The sequence below is a fragment of the Acinetobacter sp. FY731 genome, assembly GCF_059515905.1.
The window spans coordinates 394,863-408,961 of the sequence record NZ_JCAKNB010000002.1 but is presented as its reverse complement, the minus strand read 5'-3'; the positions used below and the strand labels follow the sequence as shown (position 1 = coordinate 408,961).

The window sequence follows — 14,099 nt, the reverse complement described above, 5'->3', positions numbered from 1 at the left end:
TGTGCTGGCGACAATAGCAAGAGTGAACCACCTGATCCCTTCCCGAACTCAGAAGTGAAACCTCTTAGCGCTGATGGTAGTGTGGGGTTACCCATGTGAGAGTAAGTCATCGCCAGCTCATTAATTCGAAACCCCCTCAATCAATAGATTGAGGGGGTTTTCTCTATCTAATTGTTTTATAATAATTAATATTTACTCTATTTTATCGACTTAGCCTAAATGTGTTTATCAATTATTAGAGTTCTAATTGGGATTTTTCTAAGTATTTGCAGTTTTGTATGTTTTTCTGATACTCGTGAACTGTATTTTACAGATCAAAAGAGCACAAATTTAGATGGCACATGGTTGTTTTATCCTCAACAGTTTATTTCAGAATCTGCTTCTAATACATCATCAGCTTTAAATGTACAGCTACCAAACTCTTTTGATCATTTAGTATCAGAGCATGATTTTCATGGGAGCTTTGTTCAGAACTTTAAAATACCTAGTGAGGCTGTTGGTAAACCAGTTGCATTGTATATACCTTATCAATATGGAGCATATCGCCTTTATATTAATGATCATTTAATGCTTAAAGTAGGAGTAGTTGGAGATAAATTAGAGCATCAAACGAAGATGGCTCCACGTTTGCTAATTTTTTCGGTAGATGAAAATAATATTAATATACGTTTTGAGTTTTCAAGTTATAAACATATTCATGGTGGATTAGAAAACTCGATTTATATAGGTTATGAAGAACCAATTCGTCAGTATTTTTATAAACAAATCATTCCCGCAACATGGGTGAGTGGAATGTTAGTCATGATTGCTGTATTCATGGTTCTGTTTACGATGTATCGCTTAAGCTATCAAAGATCTGTACTGTCACTCTTTGTATTGTCTTTATTTATTTTAAGTTTTAGTTTACGTAGTTTTTTTGCTGTTCCATTTAGTTATACCTTGTTTACATCTATTAATTGGTTGTGGGGAACACGTATTGAATATATTTTAACGTGTTTGATTTGTTTATTTTTTCTGACTTATATTCGTTTAGCATTACCAATTTTGGTTCATAAATATATTTATTATGGTTCGGTATTCATAATTCTATTAAATTTTAGTGTTATTCTCAGTCAAGATCCTTTGATATTTCAAAATTTCTTTTTTAAATCATTTCTTTTTTCGATATTTTTCTTTTTGAATATGATTTATGGGGTAACCATCCTACTTAAAGAAAAAGTAAAAATTTCAAAAATTAATGCTTTTGCAATTTCTATCGTTTGTCTTACATTTATTCATGATTATTTACTTGGGCTAAAAGTTATTGATTCTGTTGAAATAGCTTTTTATACCTCATGTATTTATTTTATGGTTGTATTGCTGAGTTTAAGCCGTGATTATGCTTTGCAGAGTCAGCAAGCGATTGCTTATAACCATGAGTTACTCAGATTAAATGCAAGCTTGGATAAAGAAGTCGAAGAAAGAACTTATACTGTTATTCAGTTAAATGAACTATTAAAACATCAACTGAAGTTTGATAGTTTAACGGGTGCATATAATCGTTTTGCATTAAATGAAACATTACATAGCCATTTTGAAGCAAGTAAAAAAGATCAAAGTGCATTAAGCTTTTTTATGATTGATGTCGATTTTTTCAAAAAATATAATGATTATTATGGGCATTTGAAGGGTGATGAGGTTTTAAAAAAAATAGTAGATGTTCTACGTCAAATTTTGCCCCAAGATGGTTTCTTAGCACGTTATGGTGGAGAAGAATTTGCCATTATTATTCCAAATATGCGTTTGGCGGAAATAGAAAAATTTGCACAAAAATGTTTAAACACTGTTCGAGAGTTAGAGCTTGAGCATTTAGATAGAGATGATGGAAAGAAAATTTTGACCATTAGTATTGGTGGAGCATTAATGAATAGTTGGAATCATTTTAATGATGCAGATTCACTTGTTCGTTGTGCTGATTTGCGTTTATATCAAGCGAAGCAGCTGCGTGACAGTGCGATCGTAGTTTAGCGTATACTGTATAAATTTAATGATACTGAGATGACAATGAAAATAACCTCTTTTTCTACTATTCCTGAAAATGATGAAGAACTTCATTTGCCTGAATTGGTGTATTGGGCATCTTTAGGTGAATTAGCTGAAGTTAAAAAATCATTAGAAAATGGTACAGATGTAAATATTGCAGATGACGAAGGCTATAGTGCACTGCATGCGGCAGCTGAAAATGGCTATTTAGATGTTGTAAAGTTTCTTGTGGAAAAGGGTGCTGATGTGCAGCATAAAACGCAATATACAGCATTAGAACTTGCGAAAATGGCAGGGAATAATGATGTTGTTACATATTTAACAAGCATCTAAGTATTTAAATAAAAAGATAGAATTATTAAAAAAGAAAACCCCAACATCCAGTCGGGGTTTTCTTTGTATTTCATGCTCTAGGTATAACTCCTGTCGTACCTCACATCCTGATGCTCAAACGAATTATTATTGTTTTTTGTTTGGGAAACTTCCTGTCTCCTTATGCTTTTAATATAGATTGAAAATACAGTATTGAATAGCTTCAAATGTCATCATTCAATGTACTCTTATTCGTACAAGAGTGATTAAAAAGAATACTGCTTAAGCACTAACATATTGAATAATTTTATCAAATGCTGATTTTAATGCCTTTTCATCAAATGGATTAGATTCAAAAACTTCAGTTTTATTTCTGCTAAAGATATCGCGGATTTCTACAACAGCATTACTGTCGATTAAACCGAGTTGAGTTGCCACTTGACGAATTTGATCGATAGAACGAGAACCGTTTGAACCACCATAACTTACGTATGCAGCAGGCTTGCCTGTCCATTCTTTTCCTAGGTAATCGAGAGCATTTTTCAGTGCAGGACTATAGCCGTGGTTATATTCAGGGCTAATAAAAATGAAAGCATCTCCTTGAGAAATTTTATCTGCCCATTCTTGTTGTTTTGGTTGATCATAGATGCCCATAATAGGTAAGTTTGCACCTGCAAAAATTGGTAAATTCCATTCTTTTAAGTCTACAATTTCTGTTGTTACTGTTGCGAAATCATAAGATTGAATGCTTTTTTGAATCCATGAAGCAATTTTAATAGCAGTACGTCCTTCACGAACACTTCCCACAATAATTTGAATATTCATATATAAGCCTTGGTTTTTTAATGGATATTTATGAAATTATTATAATAATAGTTTCATGTGTATGGACTTTTTGTATCTTAAAGTAAAATAAAAAAAGCTTCCGAAGAAGCTTTTTTTCATTTATAAATTAAATGAGTTTTACACCTTGTTGACCCGCAGGTGTTACTTTGAAAATTTCGACTTCAAAAGTAATGTTTTTGCCTGCGAGAGGATGATTAAAGTCTACTTCGGTAATATCATCACCAACGGTTTTAACCACGCCATATAGGCTTTGCTTTGCTTTGTCTTCAAATTCAATCATGTGACCTTCAACTGGGCGTTGCTCGAATTTGACAGTATCAAATTTTTGTACGTTTTCAGGATTCCATGGACCAAAAGCATCTTCTGGTAAAAGACTAACGGTACGACGATCACCTGCACGCAAACCAAATAATGCTTTTTCAAAACCTGGTAATAAGCTGCCATCACCCATCACTAAAGTGACAGGCTCTTCGCGTGTACGTGTATTATCAATTTCTACACCATTTTCGATGGCTACAGAAAAGTGAAGTGCGACTTTAGCGCCATCTTCAATACGTGTATCTTCATTCGGGTTAATAAAATCAGTCATTTTTTTGCACTTCTGCACGTTGGATACGTTTCTTTTCTAAGAAGAATGTATCTACTAATAATAAAATAGTACCAAGAGTGATGGAACTGTCTGCAATATTGAAAGCAGGGAAGTGGCTGTTGTTGTAGTAAACGTGAATGAAATCGACCACATAGCCAAGGCTTACACGATCAATTAAGTTACCAATCGCACCGCCTAAAATAAGGGCAATAGCAATAGGTAATACTTTTACAGTTTTTGGCATTCGCATGAGCCAAAATACAAATATAACAGACACTAAGCCTGCTAGTGAGGTAAAGAAATAACGTTGCCATCCACCAGCATCGGACAAGAAACTAAAAGCTGCGCCATAGTTATGTAGTAATGTCCAATTTAAAAAGGGTAGTACCGGAACAGGATCTGCATAATTCAAATGTGTACTGGCAATCCATTTTGTCCATTGGTCTAAAATAATAGAAACAATAGATAAGCCCACCCACACTAAATTGTGCGGGTAGAATTGGAATAAGCCCTTTTTATTTTGTGGATTAGGCATACTTTCTCTCTTCGCCTTGACCTGTTGGAAGGTTGATAATACAACGAGAACATAAACCTGGATGTTCATGATGTGTATTTACATCAGGAAGAACATGCCAGCAACGTGCACATTTTTCGCCATCTGCAGCAGATACTTTTACACGTAAACCTTCTAAATCAGAAGTTTCACCTTGAGTGGCATCAAAGTCATTTACGATGACTTGAGATGTAATTAATACGAAACGAAGTTCATCACCAAGTTTATCGAGAACTGATTTAAGTTCTGCATTTGCCCAAAGTTCAACTTTAGCAGATAGGTTAGAACCTACTGTTTTAGCTGTACGTGCTGCTTCAATGTGTTTGTTTACTGCAGATTTTACAGAAATCAGAGTTTGCCATTGTTCTTCTGATACTACGTTTGTTGTTGAAGCTACAGGAATGTCATACCATTCTGCTGTGAACACATATTTTTCTGATTGTTCAGGAATAAGTGGCCAAGCTTCTTGTGCTGTAAAACTCAAGATAGGTGACATCCAACGAACAAATGCTTGAACTAAATGATATAACGCAGTTTGTGCAGAATGACGTGCTTGTGAGTCCGCTTTTGTGGTGTATTGACGGTCTTTGATGATGTCTAAGTAGAAGCCACCAAGATCATTAATACAGAAGTTTGTTAACGCATTGGCTACGATATGGAAGTTCATATCTTCATATGCTTTTTTAATTGTTTCTTGAACATCGTTTGCACGTTGCAAGATGTATTGATCAAGTGCGATTAATTGATCTACAGGAAGTGCATCAGTCGATGGTTTGAAACCATTCAAGTTAGCCAATAAGAAACGCAACGTGTTACGAATACGACGGTAACCATCAGAAGCACGGCTAAAGATTTCTTTACCTGCTGTCATTTCATAACGGTAATCGGCAGATGCAATCCAGAAACGTAAGCCATCCGCACCCATATCTTTAATGATGTCTTGAGGTGTGATTACGTTACCGATAGATTTCGACATCTTACGACCTTTTTCATCTACCACGAAACCGTGGGTGAGCAAGCCTTTGTACGGTGCACGTCCATTAATTGCAATTGATGTTAACAATGAAGATTGGAACCAACCACGGTGTTGATCTGAACCTTCTAGGTATAAATCAGCAGGATCAGTTAATTCTTCACGTTCACGAAGAACTGCATAGTGAGTTGTACCAGAGTCGAACCATACGTCTAGCGTATCGCGTACAGCATTGTATTGTTCAGCATCTGCACCAATGAATTCAGCAGCATCACGGTTATACCAACCATCAATACCTTCTTCTTCGATCAGTTTTGCAACTTCTTCAATTAATTCAGGCGTACGTGGGTGAAGTTCATTGGTATCTTTATGAACGAAGAATGGGATTGGCACACCCCAAGTACGTTGACGTGAGATACACCAATCAGGGCGGCCTTCGATCATTGATTCGATACGGTTTTTACCCCAATCAGGAACGAAGCTAATGTCGTTCTCAATTGCATTTAACGCACCTTGGCGTAAACCTTTTTCATCCATGCTAATGAACCATTGCGGTGTTGCACGGAAAACGATAGGTGTTTTATGACGCCAGCAATGTGGATAGCTATGCTTGATGACTACATGTGCCCAAAGTTTGTTTGCTTCAGCTAATGCAGCAATAATTTTTGGATTTGCTTTGTAGATGTGCTCGCCTGCAAATAGTGCAGAAGTTGGTAAGTAAACACCGTTACCACCCACTGGGTTTTCTACTTTTAAGTTGTACTGTAAGCCAACTTTATAATCGTCTACACCATGACCTGGTGCAGTATGTACAGCACCTGTACCACTTGTTGCAATAACGTGTTCACCTAAAATTACAGGCACTTGGCGCTCAGTAATTAAAGGATGTTGAAGCAATAAGTTTTCAAGTTTTGAACCTGTAAAGTCTGCAAGTACTTCAACTTCAGTGAAGCCATAACGCTCAGTTGCAGATTCAACTAAATCTTTTGCAAGAATGAAATTTTGCGCAGCTTTTTCTTCGCCTGTTGCTTTAACAAGTTGATATTCAATATCTGCATGTAGTGCAACTGCTTGGTTAGCAGGCATTGTCCAAGGTGTAGTTGTCCAAATGACAATGTCGGTACGGTCGGTAACGTTTACACCTAAACGTGCAGATAAATCTGCAAGGTCTACAACGGTAAAGCCAACATCAATTGCATCAGATTTTTTATCTTCATATTCAACTTCTGCTTCAGCTAAAGATGAACCGCAGTCTAAACACCAGTTTACAGGCTTAAGACCCGGCTCGATATGACCCGCTTTTGCAATTGCACCTAATGAACGAACAATGTCAGCTTCTTGTTTGAAGTTCATTGTTAAGTAAGGGTTATCCCAATCACCAAATACGCCCATACGTACGAAGTCTTTCTTTTGAAGTTCAACTTGTGTGTAAGCATATTCACGGCAAGCTTTACGGAATGTAGAAGCATCTACCTTCACGCCAACTTTACCTACTTTTTCTTCAACTTTAAGTTCAATTGGAAGACCATGACAGTCCCAACCTGGCACGTATGGTGCATCGAAGCCATCTAATACACGGCTTTTAATAATAATATCTTTAAGTACTTTGTTAACGGCATGACCTAAATGGATTTGACCATTTGCATACGGAGGGCCGTCATGAAGCACATATTTTTTCTTGCCAATACGCGACTCACGAATCTGCTGATAAATGTTGTCGGCATACCACTCTTCTAACCATTTAGCTTCACGTACTGCTAGATTTGCTTTCATTGCAAATTCAGTACCTGGGAGGTTTAGCGTGGCTTTGTAATCCACTGCATTTTCAGGAGTTTGCTTATCGCTCATGCAAGATTTCTTCCAAATTTATCAGCCTTAGACTGACGCGTTTTACAATAGAATAATAGGGAGTTTAAAACGGGAAATGGGGGTGATTACTTCGAAACTCAAGGAGCTTCTCTGTATCATCATCAATTCCTGCTTTGAGTGCTTCAAGCGAAGGATAATTCTTTTCGCCATGTAAATAGTTCAAGAATGTCACCCGCATTAATAGGCCATACAGATTAGCAGAAACATTGGGAAAATGTACTTCTAATCGCCATTCAGGATGTTCTTGTTGAATGGCAGGACGAGTGCCGACATGACCTGCACCAAATAATGATGTTGGGGTGTAGCCTGCAATCCCTATTTTTTCAGGATTTTCACTTTTCACTTTATCTTTCAAAGATGTATTTTCGCATATTACATCTACACCATAAATGCCATGTAAACATGGTTTATGACGGTTTAGTCGAACATTAATTGTTGGGAAATTAATGGTTCGCCCAATTTGATCTCCATATTGCACACGACCTGTAATGCTATATGGACGACCTAATAATTTTGCAGCAAGTGCTAAATCACCTGCTTGTAGTGTTTGACGAATACGGGTTGAGCTAACACGCTCACCATTTAGTTCTATGGTATTTAAGTTAGTGACTTGAAAGCCATAATTTTTTAAGAATTCACTATTCCCTTGGCGGTTTTTGCCAAAGTGAAAGTCATCCCCTAAAACAAGGCTTTGTGCATTGAGTTTTTCTTTTAATACACACGCAAATTCTTCAGCGCTCAAACTACGGAAATTATTGTCAAACTTTGCAATTGCAATGTAGTCGACACCAAGCTCTGTTAAGTATTCTACTTTTTCACGCAATGAGCTAATACGTGGGGGAGCATCATACGCTTTAAAAAACTCTAAAGGCTGAGGCTCAAAGATCATGACAAGAGTTTTTAAGTTTTGCTGTTTTGCTAATTGTTTTAATTGAGTAATCATGGCTTGGTGACCAAGATGCACACCATCAAAATTGCCAATTGTTACCGCAGTTTTTGGCAATTGAGTATTCGATGTTAAAGCATTCAGGCGCAGTAGCTTCATGTCTAAATTAAAAGGCGAAAATATATGAGGGCTATATATTGCCATATTCTTATGATTTCGTCTTGTTGTTCTGTTTTTACCCAAAAAAATAACGACAAATAATTGCTTATATATCAATTTTACTTATTCATTAAATAAAAATAAATCAATTTTTCTTATTTGTGGGTTGTCTTAAAATGATTTTATCACCACTCACGAGGATGCTGTGATGCAAAAGCCATTTTATCAACTTCAACAACTAAAAGATGTGATTCGCCATTTTACACCAAATTGGTTTACAGCAGTCATGGGAACGGGTGTTGTTGCACTTATTATTGCTGAAATGCCATTTGCTCATACATTGATGTGGAACGTAGGTGAAGCCCTTTGGCATTTTAATATTTTTTTATTTATTGTGTTTAGTGCTTTGTATTTACTTCGTTGGGTATTTTATACCAATGAAGCAAAACAGATTTTTAAGCATCCTGTTATGTGCTTATTTTTAGGTGCAATACCAATGGGGTTAGCGACCATTTTAAATGGCTTTTTAAAGTTTGGAATTCCTCTTTATGGTGATATTTCAATACATATAGCAGAACAACTTTGGTATATAGATGTCGTTTTGGCGATGTTGATTGCATGGATTGTGCCCTTTGCAATGTATAGCCAACAGCAACATGAACTAAAAACAATGACTGCTGTGTGGCTATTGCCTATTGTGGCTTGTGAGGTGAGTGCGAGTTCAGGCGGTCTTTTGCTTGCTCATTTGGATGCAACACAACATGCAGTTGCCATTTTATTGGGTAGTTATGCTTTGTGGGGGATTTCAGTATTACCAGCCTTTGGAATTTTAACGGTGTTGATGTTACGACTTGCTGTGCATCAATTGCCAAGCAAAGAGCTAGCAATTAGTAGTTGGCTAGCGTTAGGACCAATTGGAACAGGTGCATTGGCATTATTGGTTTTAGGGGAGCAAGCACCACGTATTCTTAATGTTATTGATATGCAGAATTTGGGTGAGTTTGCTCATCAAGCAGGTTTATTTGCCAGTTTAATTTTAATTGGCTTTGGTGTGTGGTGGTTGGGTATTGCTATATTAACGACACTTAAACATGCACAAAAGGATTTACCATTTAACCTCGGGTGGTGGGGGTTAACATTCCCTTTAGGCGTATTTAGTTTAGCCATTTTAAATTTGGCACATCAAACTCAATTGCATTTTATTTATGTCATTGCCTTTAGTTTTGCCACTGTACTGATTTTATTGTGGAGCATTGTGGCAATTCGAACCTTTAAAGGTTTCTATGAAGGTCATTTAATATTTTCACCGTGTTTAAAAAGTTATTTAGAACGTGAAAAAGCATAAGTAATGAGAGTCCCAACTTTTAACGGTTGGGATTTTTTATAGCTGAATAATGGTGAATTTGCCTTAGTCGGAATTTTCATTTTAAATGAGCAAAAATTTGAACTTTGACATAGAGCATTTAAATGACTACAGATTTAGCATTAATTATGGCATTACCAAATGAGTCGAAAGGGCTTTTTTAACAAGCAGGAATTGAAGTTCACTATAGTGGTATTGGTAAAGTAAATGCGGCATTTAAAGCATTTGAAGTGATACAGAAGACAGGCTGCACAACAATTCTAAATTTAGGTACAGCGGGCAGCTCATATTTTGATGCACATGCATTGGTAGAAGTTACTCAATTTGTACAACGTGATATGGATGTTTCTCCTTTAGGCTTTCCCGTAGGTGTAACGCCAGTAGATACAGATTATCCTGCCGAAATTAATTTAGAACCATTCTTTGCTCATTTGCCGAAAGGAACTTGTGGAACGGGTGATAATTTTGAAACAGGCGAGCCTAAAGTTCCATGTAATTTGGTCGATATGGAAGGCTATGCTTTAGCAAAAGTGTGTAAAAAACTAGGGGTACGTTTGATCTCAGTAAAATATATTACTGATGGTGCAAACGATACAGCGCATTTAGATTGGGAAGAAAATTTATTATTAGGTGCAAAAAAATTATTAGAACTTTATAAAATGATTGAATGAAAAGAAAAGGTTGGCGACCATAGGGAGAACTATGATCGTGTGCCAATCATCAATAAAGATGTGATGCTTTTATTTTTCAGAACGCGGAAGAATACCGTATAAGAACATGTGCACTGTATGTTGAATAATACGTTGTTGCATGCTTCTATTACGTAAGGTTTTACCCGTTACCATTTCCATTTGTGTAGAAAAATCTGCGTAGTTCTGAGTTACAGACCAGATATTCAAGATCAGAAGTTCAGGATCAATATCTTTCGAAATTTTACCTTGTTCTTGCCACATCGTAATCACTTTAGCTTTACGCTTAACAAGCTTTTTCAATGGACCTTTTAAAATCTCAAGAATATGTGGTGCACCTTGAATAATTTCGAGGGCAAATAAACGAGATGCCTTAGGCTGTGTACGAGATACTTCAATTTTCTGCATGAGATAATTGGTAATCGCCTCATCAGGCTCAAGTTCAGACTCAAGTGTTTGTAAAGGCGCAAGCCATTTTTGTAGAACGGTAGTTAATACCTCTACATACAAAGCTTCTTTATTTTCGTAATAGTAGAAAATATTCGACTTGTGCATTTCTGCAATTTGAGCAATCTCATCTAGACTAGCGCCGCTAAAGCCGTAGACTGAGAATACGTCCAACGCTGCACTTAGTAGCTGTTGACGTTTTTGGGTACTCTTTTTTTGTTCCATTAGCAAACTTAAAACAATGAAAAAGGGGAATCGTTAATTGTACGGCAAATCATCAGATTTGTGGATAATCTAAATTTGTATTTTGAGTATAAAAACAAATTAATTTTGAAGATATGCTATTAAATTGAGATGAAGTCGACATATTTTTATTGTACTTGGGTCATGATAGGTAATGGGTAAAATTTAGTTTTATACATACGTTTCAAAGAGCTTAGTGATTTTTAATGGTTTTTACTCAGAATAAACCTCATTTTCATTTTAAATATTTATTAAATAGTAAAATTACATGTTGCTAACAAAAAAGTCTTCTAAATTCAAAGTAGAACATAGAAGACGCTATATTTATGTTGCTAAAACAGCATTTAGAACCTGCTGTTCTAAGTGTGAAAAGTCGATTCCTTTCTGACGAGGTCGTGGTAAATCTACTTTAAACTCTTTAGCAATGAGCCCTTTATCGAGCAAGATAATACGATCTGCTAGTTGTACGGCTTCACTTACATCATGTGTAACCAAAATGGCTGTGAAACCTTGTTCAGTCCATAATTTTTCAATTAAGTTCTGCATATCTAAACGTGTGAGTGCATCAAGAGCACCTAAAGGTTCATCTAATAACAAAATGCGTGGTTTGTGAGAAAGAGCACGTGCCAATGCTGTACGTTGACGCTGACCACCCGAAAGTTGAGATGGCCATAATCCCGCTTTTTCTTCTAAGCCTACTTTGTGTAGAAGTTGAGAGGCATTGTTTTGCTGTTCTTTAGCTAAGCCTAATTGCACATTTTGTTCGATAGTACGCCAAGGTAAAAGGCGAGGGTCTTGAAACATGACACGAATATCGTCACTGGTAATACCTTCACGAATATGGCGTGCAGATTTAAACTTAATTTCGCCATAGCTTGGTTGTTCAAGATCTGCAATGAGACGTAGCAAGGTACTTTTACCACAACCGCTTCGACCAACAATGGCAAGAAACTCACCAGGTTTAATATGCAAATCTAAATCTTTTAATACTTGAACAGAACCATAAAATTTATGTAATTGTTCAATTAAAATTTCAGCACCCAATACCGCATTGGGGTTAATGTCTGGTGAAGATGTTTGTGTTTCTACATTACTAATCTGTAGACCTATACTTAAATCAGTCATCTTATTCTCCTTATTATTTTTGATAACCTGAGTGCCAACGGAGTAAATACTTTTCTAAAGCCACTGCAAGTACATCTGCAAATTTTCCAAGTAGGGCATAGAGTAAAATTCCTACAAGTACGATATCTGTTTGTAAAAATTCACGGGCGTTCATGGTCATATAACCAATACCTGATTGCGCTGAAATAGTTTCGGCAACAATTAGAAGCACCCATACAAGACCTAGAGAAAACCGTAGACCAACTAAAATTGAAGGCATAGCCCCTGGCAAAATAATTTCTTTATACAACTGCCAACGTGTTAGTCCGTAGCTTTTGCCCATTTCAATAAGTTGAGGATCAACCGAACGAATACCATGGTAAGTATTGATGTAAATAGGGAAGAATACGCCTACAGCAACTAGAAATAATTTTGCAGATTCATCGATACCAAACCATAGAATAACCAAAGGAATTAAAGCTAATGCAGGAATATTTCGAATCATTTGTAGCGTTGTATCGAGTAGCGTAGAGGCCATTTTTGATGAGCCGTTTAATAGCCCCAATAACAAACCTAATCCACCACCAATAAGTAAACCTAATACAGCACGACCTGCACTGACTTTTACATGCTCAATGAGTTCACCGCTAACAAGTAGATTCCAAAAAGCGGAAGCTACTGCTGTTGGTGCAGGAAGAATTCGACTTTCTAAAAGACCTGTGCGGGATGCTATTTGCCAAATAAGAATAAGTACAATTGGGAACAACCAAGGTAACAAGCGCTGCCCAAATAGTGTTCCACGTGAAACCTTTTTTTCAATTATGGTATCCACAGAAAGTTTTGTAGACATTAAGCAGGCTCCTGAATTTTAGCTTCTTTTTTCGCGTCATCTGCGACGTAGTTATTTGCTACGATTTCACCAAATGGACCTGTAAGATTTGGTTGAGCAAGTTTTTTGTGTGTTTCTAAAGGAAGTAATGGGAATACAAGCTCCGCAAAACGAATTGACTCTTCTAAGTGTGGATAGCCCGAAAAAATAAACGTATCAATACCTAGGTCTGCATATTCTTGAATGCGTGCTGCAACAGTTTCAGGGTCACCTACAAGGGCTGTTCCTGCACCACCACGAACAAGTCCAACGCCTGCCCATAGGTTTGGTGAAACTTCTAATTTTGTACGGTCACCATTGTGAAGTTCAGCCATACGACGTTGACCTACAGAATCCATCGTTTTAAATTTTGCTTGTGCAGCTGCAATAGTTGCATCATCTACATATTGAATAAGCTCTTCCGCCGCAGCCCAAGCTTGTTCATTGGTTTCACGAACAATGACATGCAAACGGATACCATAATTAAGTTCACGACCTTTTGCTTGAGCCTTAGCTTTTACAACAGCAATTTTTTCTTTTACTGCTGCTGGTGGTTCACCCCAAGTTAAGTAAGTATCGACTTGATCGGCTGCAAGTTCGATTGCATCTTCAGAAGAGCCACCAAACCAAAGTGGAGGGTGTGGTTCTTGAACTGGTGGATAAAGAAGTTTTGCATCATCTACACTTAAGCGTTCGCCGTGGAATGTGAAAGACTCACCTGTATGCGAGCGAGTTAGAATTTCACGCCAAATTTTTGTATATTCTGCTGCTGTTTTATAGCGTGTTGAATGGTCTTCGTATAAGCCATCACCTTTTAGTTCTTGCTCATCGCCACCTGTTACAAGGTTTAGCAAAACGCGTCCGTTAGATAAACGATCAAATGTAGATGCCATACGTGCTGCAAGTGCAGGAGTGGTTACGCCTGGGCGTAACGCAACTAAGAATTTAAGATTTTTAGTTGCATCAATTAAGCTTGCTGCTGTAATCCAAGGGTCTTCACATGAGCGACCCGTAGGAATAAGTACACCTTCATAACCTAAGTTATCGACTGCTACAGCAATTTGTTTCATATAAGCATGGTCAACTTGACGTGCACCTTTGCTAGTACCTAAATAACGACTATCACCATGTGTAGGAATGAACCAAAAGATTTTCATGTCAAATTTCCTTGCTTAA

General features: G+C 37.0%; 12 protein-coding genes, 1 rRNA gene and 1 pseudogene. 5 read left to right on the top strand and 9 right to left on the bottom strand.

All coding sequences use genetic code 11. From position 1 onward, the window contains the following. Positions 1 to 3: 3 nt before the first annotated feature. The 3 genes from rrf to AC5YC8_RS04095 all read left to right on the top strand — a co-directional run bounded on the left by rrf (position 4) and on the right by AC5YC8_RS04095 (position 2,355). A 5S ribosomal RNA gene (rrf, locus tag AC5YC8_RS04105) occupies positions 4 to 118 on the top strand. A 101-nt stretch (positions 119 to 219) separates the two neighbouring features. Further along, complete coding sequence (locus AC5YC8_RS04100) at positions 220 to 2,007, top strand: GGDEF domain-containing protein (protein ID WP_496163633.1); 1,788 nt, start codon at positions 220 to 222, stop codon at positions 2,005 to 2,007. Positions 2,008 to 2,043: 36 nt separating this feature from the next. Beyond that, complete coding sequence (locus tag AC5YC8_RS04095) at positions 2,044 to 2,355, top strand: ankyrin repeat domain-containing protein (RefSeq protein ID WP_496118673.1); 312 nt, start codon at positions 2,044 to 2,046, stop codon at positions 2,353 to 2,355. A 261-nt stretch (positions 2,356 to 2,616) separates the two neighbouring features. On the opposite strand, the gene AC5YC8_RS04090 is transcribed toward AC5YC8_RS04095, so the two are convergent. The 5 genes from AC5YC8_RS04090 to ribF all read right to left on the bottom strand — a co-directional run bounded on the left by AC5YC8_RS04090 (position 2,617) and on the right by ribF (position 8,209). After that, positions 2,617 to 3,159, bottom strand: a complete 543-nt coding sequence (locus tag AC5YC8_RS04090) for an NADPH-dependent FMN reductase (RefSeq protein ID WP_496163632.1) — start codon at positions 3,157 to 3,159, stop codon at positions 2,617 to 2,619. A 127-nt stretch (positions 3,160 to 3,286) separates the two neighbouring features. After that, positions 3,287 to 3,769, bottom strand: coding sequence for an FKBP-type peptidyl-prolyl cis-trans isomerase (locus tag AC5YC8_RS04085; protein WP_496118670.1), 483 nt, complete (start codon positions 3,767 to 3,769; stop codon positions 3,287 to 3,289). Beyond that, complete coding sequence (lspA, locus tag AC5YC8_RS04080; RefSeq protein ID WP_496163631.1) at positions 3,762 to 4,304, bottom strand: signal peptidase II; 543 nt, start codon at positions 4,302 to 4,304, stop codon at positions 3,762 to 3,764. Before lspA ends, AC5YC8_RS04085 begins: the two co-directional genes overlap by 8 nt. Continuing rightward, entirely contained in the window at positions 4,297 to 7,143 is a 2,847-nt protein-coding gene (gene ileS / locus AC5YC8_RS04075) for an isoleucine--tRNA ligase (RefSeq protein ID WP_496163630.1), read from the bottom strand. The genes lspA and ileS overlap by 8 nt, the downstream gene beginning before the upstream one ends. A 64-nt stretch (positions 7,144 to 7,207) precedes the next feature. Then, entirely contained in the window at positions 7,208 to 8,209 is a 1,002-nt protein-coding gene (ribF, locus tag AC5YC8_RS04070) for a riboflavin biosynthesis protein RibF (protein WP_496118664.1), read from the bottom strand. Between the two features lie 208 nt (positions 8,210 to 8,417). Here ribF and AC5YC8_RS04065 point away from each other — a divergent pair, with 208 nt between their 5' ends. Together AC5YC8_RS04065 and AC5YC8_RS04060 are read left to right on the top strand one after the other, a co-directional pair. Continuing rightward, on the top strand, positions 8,418 to 9,554 hold the full coding sequence (locus tag AC5YC8_RS04065) for a TDT family transporter (RefSeq protein WP_496118662.1): 1,137 nt from the start codon (positions 8,418 to 8,420) through the stop codon (positions 9,552 to 9,554). A gap of 122 nt (positions 9,555 to 9,676) precedes the next feature. After that, positions 9,677 to 10,243, top strand: a pseudogene (locus AC5YC8_RS04060) (phosphorylase family protein). Between the two features lie 69 nt (positions 10,244 to 10,312). Here AC5YC8_RS04060 and AC5YC8_RS04055 read toward each other — a convergent pair. From AC5YC8_RS04055 to ssuD, 4 genes are all read right to left on the bottom strand, one after another. After that, positions 10,313 to 10,933, bottom strand: coding sequence for a TetR family transcriptional regulator C-terminal domain-containing protein (locus tag AC5YC8_RS04055; RefSeq protein WP_496118658.1), 621 nt, complete (start codon positions 10,931 to 10,933; stop codon positions 10,313 to 10,315). A 342-nt stretch (positions 10,934 to 11,275) separates the two neighbouring features. Next, positions 11,276 to 12,076 carry an ABC transporter ATP-binding protein gene (locus AC5YC8_RS04050; RefSeq protein ID WP_496163629.1) on the bottom strand — a complete coding sequence of 267 codons (801 nt, stop codon included), beginning with the start codon at positions 12,074 to 12,076 and terminating at the stop codon, positions 11,276 to 11,278. 13 nt (positions 12,077 to 12,089) lie between these two features. Next, positions 12,090 to 12,905 (bottom strand): aliphatic sulfonate ABC transporter permease SsuC, encoded by an 816-nt coding sequence (ssuC, locus tag AC5YC8_RS04045; RefSeq protein WP_496163628.1) that lies wholly within the window; start codon positions 12,903 to 12,905, stop codon positions 12,090 to 12,092. Continuing rightward, positions 12,905 to 14,080: an FMNH2-dependent alkanesulfonate monooxygenase gene (gene ssuD / locus AC5YC8_RS04040; protein WP_496163627.1), complete on the bottom strand. Its 1,176-nt coding sequence runs from the start codon at positions 14,078 to 14,080 to the stop codon at positions 12,905 to 12,907. The genes ssuC and ssuD overlap by 1 nt, the downstream gene beginning before the upstream one ends. Positions 14,081 to 14,099: the final 19 nt, after the last annotated feature.

Coding starts and splice junctions, on each gene's coding strand:
- AC5YC8_RS04055 (WP_496118658.1), bottom strand. CDS start 10,933: ATGGAACAAAAAAAGAGTACCCAAAAACGTCAACAGCTACTAAGTGCA.
- ileS (WP_496163630.1), bottom strand. CDS start 7,143: ATGAGCGATAAGCAAACTCCTGAAAATGCAGTGGATTACAAAGCCACG.
- ssuD (WP_496163627.1), bottom strand. CDS start 14,080: ATGAAAATCTTTTGGTTCATTCCTACACATGGTGATAGTCGTTATTTA.
- ribF (WP_496118664.1), bottom strand. CDS start 8,209: ATGAAGCTACTGCGCCTGAATGCTTTAACATCGAATACTCAATTGCCA.
- AC5YC8_RS04095 (WP_496118673.1), top strand. CDS start 2,044: ATGAAAATAACCTCTTTTTCTACTATTCCTGAAAATGATGAAGAACTT.
- AC5YC8_RS04085 (WP_496118670.1), bottom strand. CDS start 3,769: ATGACTGATTTTATTAACCCGAATGAAGATACACGTATTGAAGATGGC.
- lspA (WP_496163631.1), bottom strand. CDS start 4,304: ATGCCTAATCCACAAAATAAAAAGGGCTTATTCCAATTCTACCCGCAC.
- AC5YC8_RS04065 (WP_496118662.1), top strand. CDS start 8,418: ATGCAAAAGCCATTTTATCAACTTCAACAACTAAAAGATGTGATTCGC.
- AC5YC8_RS04050 (WP_496163629.1), bottom strand. CDS start 12,076: ATGACTGATTTAAGTATAGGTCTACAGATTAGTAATGTAGAAACACAA.
- ssuC (WP_496163628.1), bottom strand. CDS start 12,905: ATGTCTACAAAACTTTCTGTGGATACCATAATTGAAAAAAAGGTTTCA.
- AC5YC8_RS04090 (WP_496163632.1), bottom strand. CDS start 3,159: ATGAATATTCAAATTATTGTGGGAAGTGTTCGTGAAGGACGTACTGCT.
- AC5YC8_RS04100 (WP_496163633.1), top strand. CDS start 220: ATGTGTTTATCAATTATTAGAGTTCTAATTGGGATTTTTCTAAGTATT.